Origin of the sequence: Schaalia odontolytica, from assembly GCF_024584435.1 — a bacterium.
Lineage (GTDB): Bacteria > Actinomycetota > Actinomycetes > Actinomycetales > Actinomycetaceae > Pauljensenia.
In genome coordinates this window covers 2,259,360-2,283,113 of sequence record NZ_CP102197.1, presented here as the reverse complement: position 1 = coordinate 2,283,113, position 23,754 = coordinate 2,259,360, and the positions used below count along the sequence as shown (strand labels likewise).

The following is a 23,754-nucleotide window of genomic DNA, read 5'->3' as shown; positions in this document are numbered from 1 at the left end:
ACTTAGCCCCACAGGTAGACGGCCAGAGGGATGAGGACAAAGAGCGAGAGCACCGAGAGCGTGTCCGCGAGGCGCGCCAGGTGGGGTCGCATGCGAGGCCCGACGACGTTCGTGATGACGAGGACAAGCGCGGCGGCGACCGCCAAGAGCGTCACCCACGGCAGGACCGTCGCGTCCGTCCGGGTCGCGAGGGCGGCGGCAACCAGGATCGCGCTCAGGCCCGTGAGAGCGCCGAGCAGAACCTCCACGCGCGCCCGAATCGAGCGGGTCTGGAGGATGAGGGAAACCGCACCGAGCAGCACAAGCATGAGGGGGAGGAACACGGACCCCTTAGCGGGGGCCGAGAGCATCGACACCGTCAGGAAGATCGCCGCCAGCCCGCCGCCCGAGCGCAGGGCGACGACGAAGACGAAGGAGGTGCTCACCTGGTCGGTGACCCCCTGGGCGGGGATCTGCTCGGTCGTGTTCGCGTCGAGGATGCGGACGGGGATGTGGGCGAGCGCCACCCACGGGGCGAGCTGAAGCAGGACCACGACGAAGGCAAAGAGGACCGCCGAGACACCACGCTGGGAGAGGTTTCCGACGTACACCATCAGCCCGGTGGCTGCGATCACGGAGCCGAGGAGGAGCGGGGCCGCGATGGAGATTCGGTAGCGCTTGGGCAGCGCGAGTGCGGCAAGAGAGCCGATCAGCAGGCCGACACCAACGCTGATCCAGCCCCCCTTGTCCCACTGGCTCTGGGTCAGCCGCAGCGCGGCGGCGGCCGTCAGAAGCGGAACTGTGTGGGCCAGGGCGATGCCGCTCGGTCCCGGGCTCTTGCGGGCGACGACCACCGAGGTTCCGGTAACGAGCATGGCGGACACGAGGCCGATCGCTCCGTAGAGGTAGTTCTGTGTGCGCAGGGCATCCTTGTCGAGGGAAGCGATCGTGTCGGGGGGCGTGGTCGCCAGGAGGAGCGCCGCGACGAAGATGAGTGCGGCAGCACACAGCGCGGCGAGTGTGCGAGTATCCTCACGCGTCCATGGTGTGGACACCCTTTCGATGACCTGTCCCACGGCCTCGGTCAGATCGTCGTAGACCATGTCCGACGCGCCTTCGCCGAGCGGCTCGAGGGTAAGGGCGGCGCCCGCACGCACCCCCTGACTGGCCAGGGACTTCGATTGGTCGAGGAGGCGACCCGACGCCGTACGCACCGCAAAACCGTCATTCGTGGGCTCGTCGCTGAAGGCTCCGACGGACTCAACCAGTCCCGGGAGAAGCTCAACCAGCGGTACCGACTGGGGGATCGTCACGTCGCTACGATCCACGCCATAGGTGATCGTGAGTGGGATAAGCGCCACGCCACGAGATGCAACCGATGCCATCGAATCCTCCCAAGATGCCGTGTGATGGGGTTAAGCGAGTACACGACACAACCCTGTAAGTCTAGGTTGTCGGTCAGGATTTGTCATGATTTTCGCGTAACATCTAAAAAATTCTCGAAAACATGGTTAGTATTCGTATGTCCCCATGCTCTCACGCATCCCCGCGAGAGAGTCCACTCATACAAAATGGAGGTTCACATGGCAGACCAGAGGGCCGAGGACGGCGCCCTTCCTAGGGGCGTACAGGCTATCGAGTCGACCTACGCCGACCTGCAGGGTCACTTCTCCCGTCTCGAGGGCGACCTGTCAACCATCGGCAGCTCCTGGCAGGGCGCGGCTTCTGTCCAGTTCACGCAGCTGATGCAGCAGTGGCAGGACAATGCCCGCAAGATTAACGAGGCTCTGCAGGAGCTCGCTGACAACCTGCGCGGCACGCACCAGTCCATGGAAGCCAACGAGGCCGATACTAAGAGCACGTTCTCTCAGCTTCTCGGCGGACTGTGATAGAGACGATAGGAGACTGAAATGGATTTCCAGGTACAGTACGGCGCCCTCGATCAGGCCGCCGCTGACATCAACACCGGTGCAGGCAACCTCGATAGCTGCCTGAGCGACCTCGAGCAGACGCTCAACCAGCTGGTCGCGTCGTGGGAAGGCCAGGCTCAGGAAGCCTACCAGGCCGCCCAGCGCAAGTGGAACGAGGGCCTTAACGGCCTGAAGGACGTCCTGCGTAAGACCTCGACCGCCGTTGACTCCGCTCGCACCAACTACCAGCAGACGGACCAGTCCAGCGCTGCCCGCTTCTGATAGCGTCGCTCGGAGAGCATAGAGGGGCCGCCCCAGATGGGGCGGCCCCTTTCCGTTTTTCGGCCGCGTCTGTGTCTGGTGTTCGCGCTTGTGGCGGCGGCCCCTTTCTATCATTTGGCCGTGCCTGTTGGCTGTGCCTGTTGGCCATGTCTGTTGTCTGTGCCTCTTGTCCGCGCTTGTGGCGGCGGCCCCTTTCTATCGTTTGGCCGTGCCTGTTGGCTGTGCCTGTTGGCCATGTCTGTTGTCTGTGTCTGTTGTCCGCGCTCGTGGCGGCGGCACCCCGGGTTCCACCGGCGCGGCGGTACCCCGGCTTCCACCAGCGCGGCGATCCCTCGGGTTCCACCAGCGCGGCGGCACCCCGGCTTCCACCAGCGCGGCGATCCCTCGGGTGGCACATCGAGGCGCCGCGCGGGCAGATCCTCCGGTTCTGCCGTTCCTAACCTGATCGAGCAGGGCTGCGATGCCCACCACGATATGCGCACGCCAGCGCCGCTAGGGCATCCCGCTCTTTTCGGCTGCGCATCCGTATGCCCCTGCTTCGCCCTGAGGCACCAGCTAAGAAGAAGGCTGCGATTCACGTCGAAGTCAAGCGGTCGAAATTCGCAGCGTGGCAGCACGTCCGCACCTGGCTCTCACGCCCAATGACTCGCTTGACACTTCAACAAGGTGATGGATCGCACTGCTTGGCTAGGCGCCGTCGGCCCGATGCAGGCGCAGACGAAGAGGACGTGAAACCCAGACCACCCTGGCACGCCGCACCAGCGTCCCCAGTGAAACCCAGACCACCCCAGCATCCACAAACTGCCCCATTTCGAGCCACATTGCCGAGACAGGGGCGGGCCCGGTTACACCACGGCGTAAACAGCCCCAGGCAGGGGCGGTCCCGTGAAACCCAGGCCACCCCAGCGTGCCGCACCAGTGCCGCCCGTGAAACCCAGACCACCCCAGCATGCCACACCAGCACCGCCCGTGAGACCCCGACCACCCCCGCATCCACAAACTGCCCCATTTCGAGCCACACTACCGAGGCACGGGCGGTCCCAGTTACACCGCGGCGCAAACAGCCCCAGGCACGGGCGGGCCCGTGAAACCCAGACCACCCCCGCATCCACAAACTGCCCCATTTCGAGCCACACTACCGAGACAGGGGCGGCCCCAGTTACACCACGACGCCAACAGCCCCAGGCAGGGGCGGGCCCGGTTACACCACGGCGCAAGCGACCTGATACAGGGGCGGCCCCATGAAACCCAGACCACCCTGGCACGCCGCACCAGCGCCCCCAGTGAAACCCCAACCACCCCCGCATCCACAAACTGCCCCATTTCAAGCCACATTGCCGAGACAGGGGCGGGCCCGGTTACACCACGGCGCAAACAGCCCCAGGCACGGGCGGACCTGTGAAACCCAGACCACCCCAGCATGCCGCACCAGCGCCCCCAGTGAAACCCAGACCACCCTGGCACGCCGCACCAGCGCCCCCAGTGAAACCCCAACCACCCCCGCATCCACAAACTGCCCCATTTCGAGCCATACTGCCGAGGCACGGGCGGGCCCGGTTACACCACGGCGCAAACAGCCCCAGGCACGGGCGGGCCCGGTTACACCACGGCGCAAACAGCCCCAGGCACGGGCGGGCCCGGTTACACCACGGCGCAAACAGCCCCAGGCACGGGCGGCCCCGGTTACACCACGACGCAAACAACCCCAGGCACGAGCGGCCCCGTGAAACCCAGACCACCCCCGCATGCCGCACCAGCGCCGCCCGTGAAACCCAGACCACCCTGGCATGCCGCACCAGCGCCCCCAGTGAAACCCCAACCACCCCCGCATCCACAAACTGCCCCATTTCAAGCCACACTACCGAGGCACGGGCGGGCCCGGTTGCATCGCCAGGCGAGGGTCAAGCGCAGGGGCAGCCCGAGGGTGCGGGCCGACACACGCAACTCACCGCCGCACCCGCCGTGCCGGCCGAGCCCGCCGCGGGATCAGTGGGCGGTGTCAGCATCGGCGTAGACGATGGTCGCTCGCCGCTCCCCCATGAGGATCTCGGTGCCGGCGGGGACCTCCACCGCTTGTCCGCCGGTCAGGGCGGTGATCCGCCCATCTGGGGTGCGGATCTGTGTGCCATTCGCCGAGAACGAGTCCTCAATCCACGCGCCGTTTGCGGTGGGGCCAACGCGCATGTGCGTGCGCGACAGGGACACCGTCGTGTCGGGCACCACAACTGAGCGGGAGCCCTCCACCGATGCGGGCGCTCGGCCGAGGGTCAGTGGCGAATCGATGAGCTCGCGCTGCCCGGAATCAAAGATGATCCACAGCAGCGGCCGCACCGTGGGAGCGGCGGGCGCCCCCCACTGGGACCGGCCGGGCACGCCGGCCTGCGACCGCCCATCCCCACCCCACTGCGATGGGGCCTGCGTTCCCGCCTGCGCAGCTTGGTAGTCCCGGCGGCTAGGCGGTGGCGCGGGCGCCGAAGGAACGGAGGGTGCGGGTGCCGAACGAACGGAGGGTGCGGCGGGCATGCCGGAAGCTGACGCCACAGGTACGCCAGGACCGGCGGGCGCCGAAGAAGCGGCAGAACCGGCGGGGGCCGAAGGCATAGACCCCGCGACAGGAGCGCTCGGTGTGGGAGCAGAGCGAACACCGGGTACAGACATCGAGGCGGGCGCCGAAGGAACGACGGGTGCGGCGGGCACGCCGGAAGCTGACGCCACAGGTACGCCAGGACCGGCGGGCGCCGAAGAAGCGGCAGAACCGGCGGGGGCCGAAGGCATAGACCCCGCGACAGGAGCGCTCGGTGTGGGAGCAGAGCGAACACCGGATGCAGACATCGAGGCGGGCGCCGAAGGAACGGAGGGTGCGGGCGCCGAAGGAACGGCGGGTGCGGCGGGCACGCTGGAAGCTGACGCCACAGGCGCGCCAGGACCGGCGGGCGCCGCAAGGACCTCGTCGAACTGGGTGGGACCACCGATGCGGCCCGGCGCGGGAGCCGACGGGGCGGGCGGGACCGAGGGGCCACCGTAGGAGCCCCCATACGACGGTCCGGATGGCGGAACGGGCGCAGAAGGAACCGAGGGCCCGGGCGCAGAAGGAACCGAGGGCCCGGGCGCAGAAGGAACCGAGGGCCCGGGCGCAGAAGGAACCGAGGGCGGAACGGACGCAGAAGGAACCGAGGGCCCGGCCGCGCCAGGAGCAGCGGGCGCCGCAGGAACCGAGGGCCCGGGCGCCGCAGGAACCGAGGGCCCGGCCGCGCCAGGAGCGGCGGGCGCCGCAGGAACAGAGAACCCGTACCCCGAGGGAACACCGGGAGCCGCAGCGCCGCCCTGCTGAGCGGCAGCGAACTCAGGGCCGTAGGGGTCGTTCGCGCGGTAACCGGGCGCGGAGCGGTCGGGAGCGCTGGAGGGGACGGGCACGAGCGGGGCGCTGGGCGCCCCCCAGTCCTGCGATACGGGACTCGTGTGGACGGCGTCGAAGCCGCTGGGCGTTCGCTCGGGCCGCGAGTACCCGCCTCCGCCCAGCACCGCGTCACCGGGTCCGGCCGCGAGCGCCGCGTGCTTGCGCAGGTCGACGAGGCGGGTGCCGGTCGGGCCCGTCAGCCAGGTGTGCCCGTCGTTGACCATGGCGAAGGCGGCAAGGGGTCCGACGACCGTCAGCTGCAGGCCGACGTTCATGGCGGTGTAGGCGAGGGCTGAGCCCAGGGAGGGGGTCTGCGCGTCGCCCTCGTCGCGGATGAGGCACACCTTCATGGCGGCCATCCCCGGCGTGCGTCCCGTTGCTCCCAGCATGATCGCGGAGGCAAGGACGGCCTCGATGGTGATGAGGGTCATCGTCAGGGGTGTGAAGTAGACGAACCAGGTGATCCCGAGCAACGCGGCGAGGATTGCGAGGTCGATGACGTAGGCGCCCACCAGGCGCGACGCAGCCGCAGGGGCGAAAGGAGTCGTGTGGGTGTCAGGCATTACAGGACCGCCCTCCAGGCGAACTCGAACAGGCCCGAGGCCATGAACGCCGCGGGAAGGAGAAGAAAGGTACAGAAGGTCTGGACGAAATCGAGGATGGTTCCCGCGAGGGCCGCGTGCCCCTTCGGCTCATACAGGGCGACTCCGGCGGCGACGGAGACACCGACGACGATGAGGACGCACACCGGGAGCAGGGGGTAGAGGCCGATGTGGCCGGTCCAGGACTGGACCCAGGCCCCCAGGAGGAAGGCCGCGGCCAGCCCCGCGGCGCTGAGGCGCGGCAGAATCCGGCCCAGGTGGTTGCGGGTGGCGCGCGGGGAGGTGAGTAAGGTGATGATGGCGGCGATCACCAGGACGAATCCGCCGATGCCCCGGCCCACGTCGATGGTGGGGGTGACGGACAGGGCTAGGGGGACGCCGCCCACCAGGACGAACAGGGTCGAGGCCGTGACGATCAGGGCATTTCGGGCGTCCGTGTGGCCCAGGGCGGTCGCCATGCGTCCGCCCGTCACCGGGCTGGGGGTCTGCGCGGGCTCCTCACGGATGCGCACGGGGATCGTGAGGACGGAGGAGGCATCGACGAGCTGGTTGTCGGGCACGCGCAGCGCGAGCCTGGGAGCCATGAGGAACAGGAGGATCCCGACGACGACCGCGAGGGGAGCGACGTTCACGAGGTGGAAAACCGGGTATGCGCCGACCGTGACGAGCGCGACGGCCCCGACCCAGACGAGGATCGCGCTGACCGCTGCGGGGGTGCCCGTCAGCGAGGCGACGGCGACCGCGGCGATGAGGGCCACCCAGACGGCGACGACGGGGGCGACCTCGAGGGCGTGCACGCCCGCGCCGGATACGAGGCCGATGGCGCTGTATCCGGCGAGCGCGGGCATCAGGAGGAGCATCGCCGGCCGCGAGCGCACGAGGCGGGAGGCGAAGAGGGGAACGAGGGCCCCCGCGCAGCACAGGAGGGAGCACAGGATCCGCAGCCAGACGGGGATCCCGGCGAGGATGATCGCCCACATCGGGCCGTCCTCGGGGTACTTGAACCCCCGGAGGGTCGCGTCCGCGACGAGGGGCATGAGGCACAGCGAGGTGATCGCGCCGACGAGGAGGAAGCAGATGCCGACGAGGGCGAGGACCGGGGAGAGCCACTGGTTCTCGTGACGGGCGGAGGCCTCGTTGGCCTGCTGGGCGGAGAGGACACGGCTGGACAGGGCGATGGCGGACCCGGAGGGAAGCTCCCTGCCGAGGACGGCCGCGCCGTCGAGGGGGCGCCCGTCCGCATGGGTGAGGCGGACCGACGGAATGGTCAGGTCGATGGCCAACATGGCACACAGCCCGGCGACCGTGGTCCCTTGGGGGGCGGCGAAATCGGAGGCGCCATCCTGGTCGATTACGGTCACGGACACCATGGGTGCGCTCATCGGACCTCCGATCTCAGGGAAACAACAGTGCCCAGTGTAGTGCACCGAGGCTAACCGTCGGTTAAAACTTGGAAGTCCACTCCGCTACACTGGGGGCAGTCGCATCGAACACGTACGCGCGCAGCGCGAGGAGACCTGATGGTTACACGCAAAAAGAGGCGCATCGCCAAGGTTCCAGAGCAGCCCTCGGGCACCCTTGACCTCCAGATTCCGCCGGAGAAAGCCGAGCCCGCGTCGATCGGCAACGTCTTGATGATGGTCATCCCGATGCTGGGTTCGACCGGCGTCATGATCTTCATGGCCTTGCAGCAGCAACAGCAGCAGTCCAACCCGCGCATGCTGCTGATGGGCGGCGGCATGCTCGTGGCGATGCTGGGCATGGTCGGCTTCAACATGTACCGCCAGTTCTCCCAGTACCGCACGCGCGTGGTGACCCAGCGCCGCGAGTACCTGTCGTACCTGGCGGAGACCCGCGAGGCCGTGCGCAAGGTCGCCAAGAAGCAGCGCGCCTACTACAACTGGGTGTACCCGGACCCGGACGCGCTGGTGACGCTGGCGGCCAACGGCTCGCGCCTATGGTCGCGCGAGGGCAACACCTACGACCTGCTGGCGTTCCGCTACGGCAGCGGCACCCAGCCCCTCGGCTTGACGTTCAACCGTCCGCCGATCGACCCGATGACCGAGATGGACGTCGTGTGTCTGTCTGCGATGGACCGCTTCATCGGGGTTCATGACCACACGGATAACGTCGGCATGTTCCTGTACCTGGGCGACTTCAGCCACATTGAGGTCGCGGGTGAGGGCGAGTCCGTCTACGACGAGATGCGCGCCATCATGATGCACCTGGCGTGCTTCATCGAGCCGTCGAAGCTCAAGATCGCGGTCCTGTGTTCGGCCGATCGGCTGGGCGACTGGGAGTGGGTCAAGTGGATGCCTCAGGCGCGCTCCTCCTTCGTGCGCGACGCGGTGGGTCCGGGCCGCATGATCTCCACGGATCCCGCAGAGCTTGCCGAGATGATCGGCCCGGACATCCCGATGAGGGGTCCCTTCCGCTTCACGGACGACATGCCGGAGTGGCCTCACCTGCTGCTGGTGTGCGACGGGGCCGAGTTCCCCTCCTCCTCGCCGCTGGCCTCCCCCTCGGGCGTTCGCGGCGTGACGATCATGAGCCGCGCGCGCGAGTGGACCCCGATGACCTCGCACACGACGCTGCGCCTGGTCATCCACCCCAGCGCGGACCGAAACGGCTCCGACGTGGTCGACGTGGTCACCATGGACTCGGTTCCCGAGAGCGCGCACGCGGACCGACTGTCGGCGGTCCAGGCGGAGGCGATTGCCCGCCGGATGACGCCATTTGCGACCCAGCAGAGCCTGGAGGAGGCCGACACGCCGGTGGGCCGCTCGGACGAGTCCCGCCAGAAGGACCTCATGGAGCTGGTGGGCATCGGCGACATCCGCGATTTCGACCCCGAGAAGCAGTGGCGTCGCCGCGAGGGCCGCGAGCGCCTGGCCGCCCCCTTCGCGGTGACCCCCGAGGGCAAGCCCGTCGTCCTGGACATCAAGGAATCCGCCCAGCAGGGCATGGGCCCCCACGGCCTGCTGATCGGCGCGACCGGTTCGGGTAAGTCCGAGGTGTTGCGCACGCTGGTGCTGGCGCTGGCGCTGACCCACTCGCCCGAGCAGCTGAACCTGGTGCTCGTCGACTTCAAGGGTGGCGCGACCTTCGCGGGCATGGCGGACCTGCCCCACGTGTCGGCCATGATTTCGAACCTGGAGTCGGAGCTGTCCCTGGTTGACCGCATGCAGGACGCGCTGCAGGGCGAGATGGTTCGCCGCCAGGAGATGCTGCGCCAGGCGGGCAACTACGCGAACGTGAGCGACTACGAGGCCGACCGCCTGGCGGGCAAGCACGAGTTCCCGCCGCTGCCCGCCCTGTTCATCGTCCTGGACGAGTTCACGGAAATGCTGGTGGCCAAGCCGGAGTTCGGCGAGGTCTTCATCATGATCGGCCGTCTGGGCCGTTCGCTGTCGGTTCACCTGCTGCTGGCCTCGCAGAAGATGGATCTGGGTAAGGCGCGCGGCCTGGAGTCGCACCTGTCCTACCGCGTCGCCCTGAAGACGTTCACGGAGAACGATTCGCGCGAGGTCCTGGGTATTCCGGACGCCGCGAAGCTTCCTCCCCTGCCCGGTTCGGGTTACCTCAAGGCCGGTGGAGACGGCCTGGTTCGCTTCCGCGCGTCCTACGTGGCCGCTCCTCCGCCCGCCCGCACCTTGGCCTCCCTGTCCGAGGCCTCAACGGCGGGCGCCCCGAGCGCCCCGATCGAGATTCTGCCGTTCACGGTGGCTCCCGTGATCACGCGCGCCGACTCCCTGGGTGAGGACAAGGAGGAGGTCGACCAGAACCAGGAGGTGGTCCTGGCCGGTGACGAGGAGTGGGCGGACATGTCCGAGATGGACATCGCCGTGGCGAAGATGAAGGGCAAGGGCTACCCCGCTCACCAGGTGTGGCTGCCTCCCCTGGAGGTTCCGGACACCTTTGCGACCCTCATGCCGGACCTGCGCGCCGACCCGGACCTGGGTTTCGTGTCTCGCGCGTGGCGTGAGTCGGGGACGCTGCGCGTCCCGCTGGGCACGGTCGACCTGCCGCTGGAGCAGCGGCGCGAAACCCTGGTCTTGGACCTGTCGGGGGCGGGCGGTAACTTCGCGCTCGTCGGCGGCCCTCAGACGGGTAAGTCGACGGCGCTGCGCACGATCGTGCAGGCCCTGTCGCTGACCTACACGCCGCAGGAGGTCCAGTTCTACGTGATGGACTTCGGTGGCGGCACGTTCGCGGGCTTCGACGGCGCGCCGCACGTGGCCGGCATCGCGACGCGCGACACCCCCGAGGTGCGCACGCGTATGCTCGCCGAGATCGCCTCCATCATGGATGACCGCGAGCGCTACTTCCGCCACAACGGCATCGATTCGATGGACACCTACCGGCGCGGGCGCCTGGAGGGCCGCTACGACGACGGCTACGGCGACGTGTTCCTGGTGGTCGACGGCTGGGGCGCGCTGCGCTCGGAGTTCGACAGCCTCGACAAAGAGGTGACGACGATGATGAGCCGAGGCCTGTCGCTGGGCGTTCACCTGGTGATTGCCGCTGCGCGCTGGATGGACATTCGTTCGGAGGCTCAGGACATCTTCGGGTCGCGCCTGGAGCTGCACACGGCGAATCCGAAGGAGTCGATCGTCAACCGCGAGGGCGCGGCCCGCATCCCGAAGGGGCGCCCGGGTCGAGGCATCGACATGGTTGGGCACGAGATGATGATCGGCCTGCCCCGCGCGGACGAGGAGCAGGATCCGACGACCGTGTCGCAGGGCGTGGCCTACACGGTGAAGAAGATCCGCGAGTGCCTGGTGGCCGGGGAGGGGCCGAAGCTGCGCCTGCTGCCCGAGCGCATCACGGGCCAGGAGATCCTCGCACAGCTTCCGGAGCAGCAGATTCTGCCGCGCGGCGGCGGGGACATGATCCTCGGCCTGGAGGAGTCGCGCCTCGGGCCCCTGCTCTTCAACACGCGCTCGGAGTCTCACCTCTACCTCTTCGGCGACGCGAAGACCGGGAAGACGGCGTTCCTGCGCTCCATCATCCAGGAGATCACGCGCCTGTACTCCCCCAACGAGGCGAAGATCGTGGCCCTGGACATGCGCCGCTCGCTCCTGGGAGACATCCCGGAGGACTATTCGCTGCGCTACCTGACCAACCACCAGGAGGCCATCGGGCAGCTGCGGGACCTGGCGAAGTTCATGCGCACGCGCCTGCCCGGCTCGGACGTGACCGCGGAGCAGATCCGCGAACGCACGTGGTGGTCGGGTCCGGAGGTGTGGATCCTGGTCGACGACTACGACCTGGTGGCCACCACGTCGGGCAACCCGCTCATGGAGCTCATCGACCTGCTCCCGCAGGCGGGCGACATCGGCCTGCACGTGATCATCACCCGCCGCATGGGTGGCGCGTCGCGCGCGGCCTACGAGAAGGTTATACAGATGATGGGCGACCTGGCTGTGACCGGCATCCTCCTGTCGGGTAATCCGAAGGAGGGCGCGATCATCAACGGCGTGAAGCCCAGACGCGCCGTCCCGGGCCGCGCGCAGGTCATCCACCGCGACCTCGGGGTGGTTGCCGCGCAGCTGACGTGGACCCCACCCGCCATGTGAACCGTCCTTGACAGGGAGGCCCAGGACTTGCTTATCATTGACCAGTTTGAAAGTAGGAGTTGAGGATGTCTTCTCTTGTGTCGCGTCGTGTGTTGGCGGCGGTTTCGTTGGTGGCGTGTGGTGCTGTGGCGTTGTCGGGGTGTGTGCCGGGCCTTGGTGGTGGTCGCGGTGGTGACATCAGTGGGCTGAAGAATATTCCGGAGGGTCAGAAGCAGGAGCTGGTGAGCCAGTTTAATGCGGCGTCGGGTGCGGAGAAGCAGAAGATTGCGGCGAAGGCTCAGGCGTTGAGTGCGATGGTGGGTGCTCAGTTGGTGGGTGTGGATCCGTCTGATATTTCGGGGCAGAAGTTCAAGCTGGATGGGCAGAACAAGGTTGCTGTAAATAAGGATGACATGGTCTACAAGATGATGTCGGCCACGGATTATTGGCGTTTGGGGCAGGATACGTATGACCTGTGTGTGGAGCAGGATTGTGAGTATTACTCGTCGTGGACGGTGGACGTGGAGCCTAGCGGCTCCGATGTGACGTATGTGTGGACGTTGAAGGTTGAGGGGCCGGATCAGCCCGCTCAGCCGTTGGTGCGGCGTTTTAAGGTGTCGAAGTAGTCGCGGCGCGGTGCGCGCCGAACAACCCATCACGAGAACAAGGAGAACACAATGCCAGGCGAAGGCGGAGTCAGCTACGACAGTGAAAAGCAGGGCCAGGTTGCCCCGAAGGTGCAGGAGAGCCAGGAGGCCGTCCAGACCTCGTCGAGGGCCTCCTACGCCCTCAGCTCGGCTCAGACGTCAAGCGTGTGGGGCAGCGAGCGCGGCCCGTCCACGTTCGGGCACCGCTCCAGCGACATGTTCAGCGCGATCTCGGACATCCTGTCGAAGGAGAATGACCTGATCGGCCGGTTCGAGACCGAGATGCGCAACGCGATGGAGTCCCACACCCGCACCGATTCGGAGAACGCGGACGCGGTCCACAACATTCGCGGATCGATGGACGAAAGCGCGCAGAAGGGCGCCGTGGCGCACGCTCTGGCGCGGGTGAACAACTCGCAGGAGGCTTCCGCCCTGAACGCGGCCCTCGCGGCGGCAAGCGGCTTCCTTGGCGGTAGCGTGGCGGCGGGCGCCGCGACGGGCGCCGCAGCCGGTGCCGCGGCCGGCGTCGCATCCGGCGGGGAGACCGAGGGCACGAGGAACGCTCCGGCTGCCACTTCTGCCCCCGACGACTTCTGAGAGCCGCTAAAGAAAGGATACTGACATGGTTTCGTCACCGAACTACGAGCGCCTCAAGGTGTTCATGGAGGCCGCCAAGGCCAACCAGAGCCTCGACGCCTGGAACGCCGACCACAAGAAGACCATGCAGGGCTTCGCGGACGCCATCGAGCGCCTGACGACCTACCGCGCGGGCCACGGCTTTACCGGCGAGACCGGCAACGCCATGAACGACTGGGTCGAGCAGTCGATCAGGCGCATTGAGGGCTACCGGGCGCGCTACGAGCGCGGACACAGCACCTACCAGCAGGGCAGAGACGTCATGGCGTCAGCTCTGCGTGAGGCCGAGACGATCTCGCCGGATCTGTTGGATTCCAAGACCGAGGCTATGCGCGACAGCTGGGTCGTGGCTGTTCCTTCCGATCAGCCGGGCGGTGGCATCAATGTCTCCCCCATTAACACACGTTTCACCACAGGCGCGGCCTACGTCGAGGCGGTCGAGGCTCAGGCCAACGCCCAGCGCGAGGCCGCCGCCGAGCGCGTGCTCAACATGGTCAACTCCCTCACCTCCAAGCTCGGTACCAGGATGAAGCGCGGCGATCATCCGGATCCCTCCTCTCCGAAGGGGCCGGGCAACGATACGGAAAACGGTTCACGAGGCGATGGCCAGGGTGCTGATTCCGGCTCAGGAACTAGGCCCGGTAGTGGCAGCAATCCCGGTTGGGGGTACTCCCCCTCCGATGGTTATGGTCGTCAGGCGGGGCGTAGTCCGTCGTCGGGTGCGTATCCGGGTGGGTTTGATCAGCCGTGGTTGAGTGAGGCTGATGCTGCTGCTGCGCGTAATCGGACGATTGCGTCTGGTGCGCTACCAACGCAGGAGCCTGCGTATGGTGAGGTGGGGTCTCGGACGAATCCGATTACGGATCCGCAGGATTTGATGGGGACGGATTTGTTGCATACGCGGGTTAATGGGACTGCGTATCGTAACGGTGTGGTGGGCGGTCACACGCCTGCTCCGCCGGCTGATGTGGATCATCCGTTGTGGCGCCTCAACGGTGGCGCCGCGTCGTCTGACTCGTCTGTGGCCGGTCGCCTGGGCGGCGCGGGCGTGCTGGGTGTGGGCGGCCTGGGCCTGCGTGGCGCTGCCCGCATGGGGTCGGGCTCCCTGGGTTCCGCCGGCGGCCTGGGTACTGCCGGGCTGCGCGGCATGGGCGGCGCGGGTGCTGCCGGGTTGCGTGGCATCAGTGGTAGTACGGGCGCCGGTGGCGCGGGCGCTGCTGGTTTGAAGGTTGGCTCGTATTCGGGGTCGGGTTTTGGCTCGTATAAGCCGCCTGCTGGTGTTGCTGGTGCTAATGGTGTGGCTGGTTCTGGTGCTGCTGGGTCTTCTGGTGTGACGGGGACGACGGGTGCTGGTGGCGCGGGTGGCGCCGCGGGTGCTGCTGGTCGTGGTGGCGCTGGTGCTGGTGGCTTCATGGGTGGTGGTGCTGGTGCTGGTGCGGGTGCTGGTAAGCAGGATAAGAAGTCGCGTCGGCGTAAGTATGTGGCGTTTAGGTTTGAGGATGAGGATGAGGATGGTCTGCCTGCGGGTTATGTGAATCCGATGTCTCAGACGTATGGGTCGGATAAGGATATTGCTCCGGCCAAGCGCGCTGATGATGGTTGGGATCCTCGCCAATGGTGAACCCAAACCATGTGGACCTGAACCATGATGGTGGCGCGTCCCGTTTGCCTCGCGTTTGTGTGGGGTGGGCGGGGCGCGCCGCGCGCGCCCTGACCACTGTGTTGTCCGCGTCCGTGTTGGCTGCGGGTGCTCTCACTGTGGCGCCTGCTCCTGCGCGTGCGGAGGATGTGATTACGACGCAGGAGTACTTCTCCTACTACCACCTGGATACTGCCCGGGCGAAGGGGTACACGGGTAAGGGCGTAACCATCGCCCTCATCGACGGACCGGTGGACACCAGTGCGCCGGAACTCAAGGGCGCCAACATCACGGATAAGAGCCGCTGCACCATCGAGGCGGTTCCGAACGATAGAAGCCACGGAACCGCCATGGCCTCCTACCTGGTCGCACCCGCCTACGGCGTCGCACCCGACGCGACCCTGCTCACCTACCAGGTATCCACGAGCGAATCAAAGTCTGCGGGATCATGCGATATCGGTGGCAACAGACTTGATACCTACGACCAGATTATCAACCAGGCCATCGACGACGGCGCCCAGATCATCTCCATCTCCGTAGCGGCACGTGAAGACGATGAAGCCATCAAGTGGGCGATTGCTCGAGCGATGAGCCGGGGTGTCATCATCGTCAACTCCGCGGGCAACACCGGCGCCGACAACAACGCCAACCAGTTGAGCCGATGGTCAGGCGTGGTCGGGGTCTCCGCGATTGCTGCCGACGGTTCCTTCGCCGACTACTCCTCGTGGGGCAACGGCGTGACCACCGCAGCATTCGGGGAACCCTTCACCGGCCGCGATTACGAGACGGGACGGATCAAGACCACCTTCGGCACGTCAAACGCCGCAGCGATCACTTCTGGGATGTTGGCGCTCGCGCGTCAGAAGTGGCCCGACACCACCGCCAACCAGATCCTGCAGGTCCTGACCCACACGGGTCTGAACCCCAACCATGAATGGAACAAGTACACCGGCTACGGGGCAATCAACCCCAGTGCGTTGGTGAACACCGATCCCTCCCAGTACCCCGACGAAAACCCCCTGGCCCAAAAGCAGGGGGGATCGAGTCCGACGGCCCAAGAGGTCCAGGACTACGGCGACGGACTCATCGCCCCAGACGAGCTCCCCGCCGATGCCTCCTACGCCTACAGGGGAACAGACGAGTTCCTCCTGCGCGATCCGGACACTAAGGCCACCATCCACCTGGGCACCAGCCCCAGGTACCACCGCAAGTGATGATGGCACGGCAGATTCTCGGCGTGTGTGTGCCCCGCCTGTCTCGCGTTTGTGTGGGGTGGGCGGGGCGCGCCGCGCGCGCCCTGACCACGCTCTTCTCCGCGTCCGTGTTGGCTGCGGGTGCTCTCGCTGTGGTGCCTGCTCCTGCGCGTGCGGAGGATGTGATTACGACGCAGGAGTACTTCTCCTACTACCACCTTGATACTGCTCGGGCGAAGGGGTACACGGGCAAGGGCGTGACCATCGCCCTCATCGACGGAACCGTCGACACCAGTGCGCCGGAGCTCAAGGGCGCGAACATCATCGACAAGAGTACCTGCGTTCCGAACTCCTCTCCCGAGGCCAAGGGGCACGCGACACTGATGGCATCCCTCCTGGTCGCGCCCAACTACGGGGTCGCACCCGACGCCACGCTGCTCACCTACTCCTCCTCGTCAACAACCGACAGTTCCGACGGCAACTGCTTCACCGGCGGCAAGGTACTCGACTCTACTTCTGCGCTCATCAATCGTGCCATTGACGACGGTGCCCAGATAATCTCCTATTCTCGCGGCTCGGATGATCACGAAGACGAAATGAAATGGGCAATAGCGCGCGCCATGGACCAAGGAGTCATCGTCGCCGCAGCCGTCGGTAATAACAGGACCGACGAGAACGAGGACGGATTACAGTGGTGGTCCGGAGTGGTCGGTGTCTCCGCGATCAAGAGCGACGGTTCCTTCGCCGACTACTCCTCCTGGGGCAACGGCGTGACCACAGCAGCGCTCGGCGGCCCCGTCACAGTGCGCGACTATACCTCAACGGGACAACCTCAGGCGCAGACACAGGGAACATCAGTCTCCACCCCACTTGTCGCAGGCATGCTGGCGCTCGCGCGTCAGAAGTGGCCCGACGCCACCGCCAACCAGATCCTGCAGGTCCTGACCCACACGGGTCTGAACCCCAACCACGAGTGGAACAAGTACACCGGCTACGGGGCAATCAGCATCAGCGACCTGGTGAACACCGATCCCTCCCAATACCCCGACGAAAACCCCCTCGCCCAGAAGCAGGGAGGCTCGGCCCCCACGGCGCAGGAGGTCCAGGACTACGGCGACGGCCTGATTGCCCCGACATCCGATGCTTTCAGCGACTCCTACACCTACCGCGGTACCGATGAATCGGTCCTACGTCTATCCGACAACAGCTCAGTTCCGATTCACCTGGGCACCAGCCCCAGGTACCACCGCAAGTGATCGCGACACGCCCCCGTTCCGGTGCCCCCGCCTCGCTCCGCACTCGTGTGGGATGGGCGGGGCGCGCCGCGCGCGCCCTGACCACGCTCGTGTCCGCGTCCGTGTTGGCGGTGGGTGCTCTCGCTGTGGTGCCTGCTCCTGCGCGTGCGGAGGATGTGATCACGACGCAGGAGTACTTCTCCTACTACCACCTGGATCAGGCTCGGGCGAAGGGGTACACCGGCAAGGGCGTGACCATCGCCCTCATCGACGGACCCGTCGACACCAGCGCCCCCGAACTCAAGGGCGCCAACATCACGGATAAGAGCCGCTGCACCATCGAAGCATCACCGAGAGACAGAGGTCACGGAACCGCCATGGCCTCCTACCTGGTGGCTCATGATTACGGCGTCGCACCCGACGCAACCCTGCTCACGTACCAGATTTCAGCTTCAAGTTCTCACTCGGCGGGTTCGTGCGAGGTAGGCGGGGAGAGGCTCGATACTATTGCTCAGCTCATCAATCAGGCCATCGATGACGGAGCTCAGATCATCTCCTTGTCACATGGCGCTTCCGATGACAGCGACGATCTGAAATGGGCTATCGCTCGCGCGGTAAGTGGGGGAACGTTCGTTGTTGCGTCTGCAGGTAACAATGGCCGTGACGACAACGACACCCACTTGTCTCGGTGGTCAGGCGTCGTTGGTGTCTCGGCGATCAACAAGGACGGCACATTCGCCGACACCTCCTCCTGGGGCAACGGCATCACCACCGCCGCGCTCGGAGAACCCTTTACCCGCAGGGATTACGAAACCGGACAGAACGTCGTTACAAACGGCACCTCTAACTCAACGGCAATCATCTCGGGTATGTTGGCGTTGGCGCGTCAGAAGTGGCCCGACGCCACTCCCAACCAGATTCTCCAGGTCCTGGTGGCGACCGGCCTCAACCCCAACCACGAGTGGAACAAGTACACCGGCTACGGGGCAGTCAACCCCAGTGCATTAGTGAACACCGATCCCTCCCAGTACCCCGACGAGAACCCCCTGGCCCAAAAGCAGGGCGGGTCGAGTCCGACGGCGCAGGAGGTCCAGGACTACGGCGACGGACTCATCGACCCAACGTACACCGTGCTCGGCGAATCCTATACGTACCGGGGCGCCGACGAAAAAGTGCTTCAACTCGCCGACACCGGTAAGAAGATCACCATCCACCTGGGCACCAGCCCCAGGTACCACCGCGAGTAGGCGCGCACCCTCGCCCGCTCAGGCATCCGCCGCCCCGGCTGGGCGGCACCCCTACCCCAGCTGGGCGCCGCCTACCGCCTGTGGTAGCGCGGGCTGGCCCCCAGGTGGGTCGGGTAGCCGTGCCTGGCGCGCAACGCGATGTACTCGTCAAAACCCAGGTAGGCGTAGGAATCATCCCCCGCGATGCGGCTCGGATCCACCACGCCGTCGGCGTAGTCCTGGACATCCCGGCGGGAGGGCACGGGCTCGGCCCCCTTGTCCATGAAGGGGTTCTCGTCCGGGAAACGCGTCGGATCCGTCGTCAGCATCGCGTACGGATCCACCGCCCCGTACCCGGTGGACGGGTTCCACTTCCCGCCGCCGCCTCCCACGCCCGTGCGCGCCAGGCCCTGCATGATCTGGTCCCCCGTCGCCCTGGGCCACCGCTGCATCGACAGCGCCAGGGACGCCGCGACCACCGGGGTCGCATAGGACGTGCCCCACCCCCGGTAGCGCTGGCCATCGGTCGCGGAACGGTAGTTCGGCCTGGCCAACGCGGCCGTGGACACCGGGTCTCCCCCGTTCGAATACGAGGCCGTCGTTCCGTCCTCCTCGATCGCGCCCACGCCCACGACGCCCGACCACGCGGGCAGCCACTCCGCAGAGTTACGCACGCCGTCGTTGCCCGTACACGCCACGACGGGGACCTTCCGCGTGATCGCCCGAGCCAGCGCCCACCGCATCCCCTCGTAGCTGCTCGGATAGCTCGACGACGTCGTGATCACGTCCACCCCGTCATTCAGCGCGGACTCGATCAACAGCGCCAGGTCCGAGCGCCCGCGACCCCAGTCGCCAATTGCGCAATCCGACCCGGCCTGATCCCCGTCGAACGAGAGCCTGTAGGACCTCAGGTGCGCCCCCGGCGCGACCCCGAAATCGGGGGCGACCATGACCTGGGCGATCACCGTGCCGTGGTCCCAATACTTGTCCTGCGACTGAACCGAACAGGGCTTGGAATCCTCGATGCTCGCCCCCGTCAGCTCCGGGATGCGGGTGTTCACGGGTCCGTCGATCAGGGCGATCGTCACCCCCCGTCCCGTGTATCCCGCCGAGTGGATCTTCCCCAGCGAGTAGTAGGCGTAAAAGGGCTGCTCGGCCGCCGTGATAGCGGGATCCGCCGCCGAGGCCGGGGCGGCCGGGACCACGACCGCGGCAACCGCCGCCGCCACGGCGGCTCCCCCGACCATCGCACGGCGCCACCGGCGCCTCGTGTGCTCACTCATGTGTCCCTGCCTTCGTGTCTTCGCGGTGCGTAACGCGCCATTTTATCACCCGGTCAACTCCCCGGGAAAGACCTGTCGCAGGCGCGGCCCGCACCCGGAATCACGGTTCACCTACGGGACGGTCACGCACGTCGTCACGGGGGCCGACTCTCGGCCTGACGCATCCACGACCACGCTCACCGTCAGGCAATTCTCGCCGCTCACGGCCGTCGTTGTCAGGCTGTTGCGGCGCATCGTCTCGGCCACCACGGCCTCGCCCGGGCGCGTCAGCACGTACTTGAACGCGAGCTGATCCGCCCGGAACTGCGCCTGGCGGGGAACATCCCACTCCCACAGGATCTCCGCACCGACCTGGGTCGCGCGCACCTCGCCAACCGCGTCGGGGGGCGCCCCGCCCGGGTCAGCCACCGTGCCGGTCGCGCCGCCCGTCTCCTCGCCCGAGGGCTCGCCTCCCCCGCCCACGTGGACGGCGTGCCCGCCGCCCGTCAGCATCGCCACCACCAGGCCCGCCGTCGCCACCACCATGACGAGGGCCAGCAGCGGAAGCACCCACACCGGGCGCTTCGACTCCCCCGCGCCCAGGCCGGTCCGCCCGGTCGTCGAGTTCCCGTCCCATGCCTCGTTCGAGACGGGCGCGGCGCCGTCGGCGAAGCTCCCGCGCCTGGTGCGCGTGCGCTCCGCATCCAGGGCGGCGCCCGCAGGGCGGGCCAGCGCCGAGGAGGACACCCCAGACGAGGCCACGACGCTGAGCTTCATCTCCGTGACCGGACGATGCATCTCACGCTCGATCGTCTGCAGGGCGTAGCCCAGGGCAGCGGCCGAACCGAAGCGATTCTCCGGATCCAGGCTCATGGCCCGCCGGATCACCGCGGTCACCGCATCCGGCACGCCCGGACGATCAATGCGCGACACGCGCCCCGCGGCCACGCGCTGGGCAACCGCCTTCGCCGAGTTATCCCCGTCGGGAACCTCGAAGGGCGACCGACCCATCAGGAGCGTCCACAGGGTAGCGCCGAGCGCCCACACGTCCTGCGTCGGGTGCGCCCGCGCCGTGCCCGCGATCTGCTCCGGGGGAGCCCACATCACCGAGAAACCGTCGCGCCCGCCCCGCGGGTCCGTGCCCACCGGCTCGGCCACGCCGAAGTCCGTGAGAACCGGCGACCCGAAGGCGTTGATCATGATGTTGCTGGGCTTGATATCGCGATGCACGTAGCCCGCGCGGTGCAGCATCTCCGCGCCGCCGCACATGCGGATCACCATCGACAGCGCCCGGTCGGCGGCCATCGGATTAGCGCGCACCTGATCGAGGATGTTCGCGACCGGGCAATACTCCATGACCAGGAACGGGCGACCATCCGGGGTGCGACCCGCCCCGTAGAGCTGGGCGACCGCGGGGTGACCGGACACGAGCGCCATCACGTCGGCCTCGCGGGCGATCCCCGCCTCGCCGTCGGCCCCCCGATCCCGGCGCGCCACCTTCACGGCAACGTCACGGCTGGGCAGCTCCTGACGGCACAGGTACACGTCCGCGAAGCCGCCCGACCCCAGGGGACGAATCCACTGGTAGCCCGGCAGCACCGGGACCATTCCGACGCGAGCGTCACTGTCCATCAGCGTTTCCCTTTCCTCGTGCCCGCCAACCTCGAGGCCAGCGGACGGCGCGTACGACCCGAGGCAGCCTGGCGGCGCGCCCGGCGACGCCAGCGCAGCGACTTCAGCGACAGGGCGGCGCGCACGCGCGCCAACACGGACACCGACGACGCCCACTGCCGACGCAGCTCATCGACGTCGCTCCACGCCCGCTCGGCGTCCTCCTCGCGCGCCCCGCCCGAGGCGAAGTCGGCGACATCGGCCCGGCGGGCCACCGTGACGACGCGGGGCACCTTGCCGGAGAACAGCGACCAGCCGGGCACGCGCACGTCCGCCGCCGAACGCTTGCGGGCCGCCCGCGGCTTGCGGCCCTTGCCCGCCTGCGTGTCCTGGCCGGGCTCGCCTCCCTCAGCCTGCTCTTGCTCCTGCTCGGGGCTCCACTGCGAGGCCAGCGCCCACGCGACCTCCTGGCGGGTCAGGTGCGACTCGACCACCAGACCGGAGTCGATCGCGGTGTCCACCAGCTCATCCCACGACCCACGCACCGCCTGCGCGGCCCCCAGCCGGCGGCGCACCGAGCGGCGGCGGGCCTTGAGCAGGAGAACCAACAGGACGGGTCCGAGCAGCACCAGGACGGACAGGGACACCGAGCCGATCAGCATCCACGGGATGTGCAGCCCGCTCGGATCCTGCGGGTCGGTGGCCTGGTCGCGCGTGGCGGGGGGCAGCTCCACCGGCGGCTCCGGAGGCTCGGGCGGCTGCAGAACCTGCGGCTTGGGCACCGACTTAGGCTTGTTGATCTTCGTGGTGGGCTGCTGGTCGCGCGGAGGCGTCGGGTCGAAGGTCGCCCAACCCACGCCCGGGAACTCCACCTCGACCCAGGCGTGCATGTCGGAGCCCGTCAGGTCCACGCTGCCCGAGGCGCCCTCGCGATACGCGCCCATGACGACGCGGGCGGCGATCCCCTGGGAGTGAAGCATGAGCGCCATCAGGGTCGCGTACTGCTCGTCGTCCCCGACCAGTATGTCCGCCCCGATCATGCGCTGAATGCGATCCTGGGACGAACCCGGGCGCGAGTCGATCGTGTCCTCGTTGGAGTAGAAGCCCTCCGTGTGCAGGTAGGACTCGATCGCGCGCGCCTTCTCCAGGTCCGAGCGCGCCGTCGAGGAGTGCTCGGAGGCCAGGGTATCCACGTCCTTCGGGACGTTCGTGTCTCCGCCCGCGTAGCGCTGCGCGTCCACGCTGGCGTACTCCGGGTCCTCGTGGGCGCGCGGCATCGACGTGCTCAGCGAGTAGTTCATCTGGCCCGCGGGGCCGGTCGTGAGCGCGGTCTCGGCCCACAGGTCGTAGTTCAGGCCCTTCTGCTGGGCGGCCGACTCCGCGTTCGCCGGATCGAAGCGCAGGACGGACACCTCGCCGATCGTGGGCACCCACGGCCCCAGCAGCCCGGAGGTGGACACGCTCGTCTCGGTCTGCGCCGTGTCGGCGCTGCGGCCGGGGATCGTCGAACCCACGCGCCGGTATCCGGCCGTGCCGTCCTCGTTGGCCACCCCCATCCCGAAGGTCGTCCCGTCGTAGACGTCCATGGCGCCCAGGCGCACGCGCGACTCCTTGGGCATGTTGGACACGCGGATCAGGGAATCGTTCTCCAAGTCCTTGTTGTAGTGGCGGTAGCTCGACAGCGGCGAGGGGTACTCGCGGGCGTCCACGGGAGGCTCCACGAAGTCGCGCCCCACCAGGCGATCCGAGGCCGCTGGCCCCAGGAGAGCGCCCGCGGGGATCGCGGCCGCCGCCATCACGGCGACCATCAGCGCGCCCATGCCCACGCGCCACCACACGTGCACGACCTGGCGGGAGGACCCTCCCATCGTCGTCGACGCCGACGTGGTCGACGAGGCCATGCCGATGACGATGTCCGCGCCCGAACGGGCCCTCGTGATCGCCGAGGCCCACGACCACCAGATGATCAGGCCAAGCCACCACACGGCCACGAAGACGATGCCCGGCGCCTTGGCGGTGGGACCCCACATGGTCGCGACCCCGCCGGCGACGACCAGGGCCACGGACCCCCACATGGGGTGCCCGAAGCGCACCGTCACGACGCCCGCGACGGCCGAACACACCAGGCACGTCATCCACGGCACCAGCGCCGGCCCCACGTACGAGGCCGCGGGCGGGGTGAGCGTCAACAGATCCTTCCACGACTCGACCGCGCCGATCACGAGAGTCTGGATGGTGCGGGAGGTGGGAATCACGCCCCAACGGGTCGTCTCGCGCAGCGCCGCCGCCCCGCCGAACAGGAAGTACGAGGCCACGACGCCGGCCGTGATGGACAGGAGATCCCAGCGCCACCGGAAGGCTGCCCACGCGAGCGCCAGGCCCACGGCGACACCCGCGGCGGCCGCGATGGCCCCCTGGCCTGCGCCGAACACCGCCTCGAAGGAGGCGACCGGCCCGACGAACAGGAGCGCAAGGACGGCCAGGGACCACGAGGGCATGGCGGCGCGGCGAGCCGACGCACCCATCGTCGTCTCCTGCGCGGAGGATCGACCGGAGCGCACGGGGGCCGCCCCGCGA

General features: G+C 67.6%; 15 protein-coding genes. 9 read left to right on the top strand and 6 right to left on the bottom strand.

Annotated features, from left to right (window positions below):
* Positions 1 to 2: 2 nt before the first annotated feature.
* Positions 3 to 1,364: an EsaB/YukD family protein gene (locus NQK35_RS10040; protein WP_048742574.1), complete on the bottom strand. Its 1,362-nt coding sequence runs from the start codon at positions 1,362 to 1,364 to the stop codon at positions 3 to 5.
* 198 nt (positions 1,365 to 1,562) lie between these two features.
* On the opposite strand from NQK35_RS10040, the gene NQK35_RS10035 reads away from it, so the two are divergent.
* Complete coding sequence (locus NQK35_RS10035; RefSeq protein WP_193389671.1) at positions 1,563 to 1,868, top strand: WXG100 family type VII secretion target; 306 nt, start codon at positions 1,563 to 1,565, stop codon at positions 1,866 to 1,868.
* Positions 1,869 to 1,889: 21 nt separating this feature from the next.
* Positions 1,890 to 2,171, top strand: coding sequence for a WXG100 family type VII secretion target (locus NQK35_RS10030; RefSeq protein WP_009212498.1), 282 nt, complete (start codon positions 1,890 to 1,892; stop codon positions 2,169 to 2,171).
* A 1,986-nt stretch (positions 2,172 to 4,157) separates the two neighbouring features.
* Here the strand turns inward: NQK35_RS10030 and NQK35_RS10025 are convergent.
* On the bottom strand, positions 4,158 to 6,131 hold the full coding sequence (locus NQK35_RS10025) for an RDD family protein (protein ID WP_257114090.1): 1,974 nt from the start codon (positions 6,129 to 6,131) through the stop codon (positions 4,158 to 4,160).
* Positions 6,131 to 7,552 carry a hypothetical protein gene (locus NQK35_RS10020; protein WP_257114089.1) on the bottom strand — a complete coding sequence of 474 codons (1,422 nt, stop codon included), beginning with the start codon at positions 7,550 to 7,552 and terminating at the stop codon, positions 6,131 to 6,133. Before NQK35_RS10020 ends, NQK35_RS10025 begins: the two co-directional genes overlap by 1 nt.
* A 138-nt stretch (positions 7,553 to 7,690) precedes the next feature.
* Between NQK35_RS10020 and eccCa the strand changes: the two genes are divergently transcribed.
* From eccCa to NQK35_RS09985, 7 genes are all read left to right on the top strand, one after another.
* Positions 7,691 to 11,749: a type VII secretion protein EccCa gene (gene eccCa / locus NQK35_RS10015; RefSeq protein WP_257114088.1), complete on the top strand. Its 4,059-nt coding sequence runs from the start codon at positions 7,691 to 7,693 to the stop codon at positions 11,747 to 11,749.
* 65 nt (positions 11,750 to 11,814) lie between these two features.
* Positions 11,815 to 12,354, top strand: a complete 540-nt coding sequence (locus NQK35_RS10010) for a hypothetical protein (RefSeq protein ID WP_257114087.1) — start codon at positions 11,815 to 11,817, stop codon at positions 12,352 to 12,354.
* Between the two features lie 51 nt (positions 12,355 to 12,405).
* Positions 12,406 to 12,972 (top strand): hypothetical protein, encoded by a 567-nt coding sequence (locus tag NQK35_RS10005; protein ID WP_257114086.1) that lies wholly within the window; start codon positions 12,406 to 12,408, stop codon positions 12,970 to 12,972.
* Positions 12,973 to 12,997: 25 nt separating this feature from the next.
* Complete coding sequence (locus tag NQK35_RS10000) at positions 12,998 to 14,632, top strand: hypothetical protein (RefSeq protein ID WP_257114085.1); 1,635 nt, start codon at positions 12,998 to 13,000, stop codon at positions 14,630 to 14,632.
* Positions 14,626 to 15,864: a S8 family peptidase gene (locus NQK35_RS09995; RefSeq protein WP_257114084.1), complete on the top strand. Its 1,239-nt coding sequence runs from the start codon at positions 14,626 to 14,628 to the stop codon at positions 15,862 to 15,864. The genes NQK35_RS10000 and NQK35_RS09995 overlap by 7 nt, the downstream gene beginning before the upstream one ends.
* On the top strand, positions 15,864 to 17,099 hold the full coding sequence (locus NQK35_RS09990; protein WP_257114812.1) for a S8 family peptidase: 1,236 nt from the start codon (positions 15,864 to 15,866) through the stop codon (positions 17,097 to 17,099). Before NQK35_RS09995 ends, NQK35_RS09990 begins: the two co-directional genes overlap by 1 nt.
* The gene (locus NQK35_RS09985) at positions 17,096 to 18,325 is read left to right on the top strand and encodes a S8 family peptidase (RefSeq protein WP_257114083.1); all 1,230 of its coding nucleotides are present in this window, start codon (positions 17,096 to 17,098) and stop codon (positions 18,323 to 18,325) included. The genes NQK35_RS09990 and NQK35_RS09985 overlap by 4 nt, the downstream gene beginning before the upstream one ends.
* 71 nt (positions 18,326 to 18,396) lie before the next feature.
* Here the strand turns inward: NQK35_RS09985 and NQK35_RS09980 are convergent, their stop codons facing one another.
* The 3 genes from NQK35_RS09980 to NQK35_RS09970 form a co-directional block, all read right to left on the bottom strand.
* Entirely contained in the window at positions 18,397 to 19,587 is a 1,191-nt protein-coding gene (locus tag NQK35_RS09980) for a S8 family peptidase (RefSeq protein WP_257114082.1), read from the bottom strand.
* Between the two features lie 111 nt (positions 19,588 to 19,698).
* Positions 19,699 to 21,198, bottom strand: a complete 1,500-nt coding sequence (locus NQK35_RS09975) for a serine/threonine-protein kinase (RefSeq protein WP_257114081.1) — start codon at positions 21,196 to 21,198, stop codon at positions 19,699 to 19,701.
* Positions 21,198 to 23,702 (bottom strand): transglutaminase-like domain-containing protein, encoded by a 2,505-nt coding sequence (locus tag NQK35_RS09970; RefSeq protein WP_257114811.1) that lies wholly within the window; start codon positions 23,700 to 23,702, stop codon positions 21,198 to 21,200. The genes NQK35_RS09975 and NQK35_RS09970 overlap by 1 nt, the downstream gene beginning before the upstream one ends.
* Positions 23,703 to 23,754 lie beyond the last annotated feature (52 nt).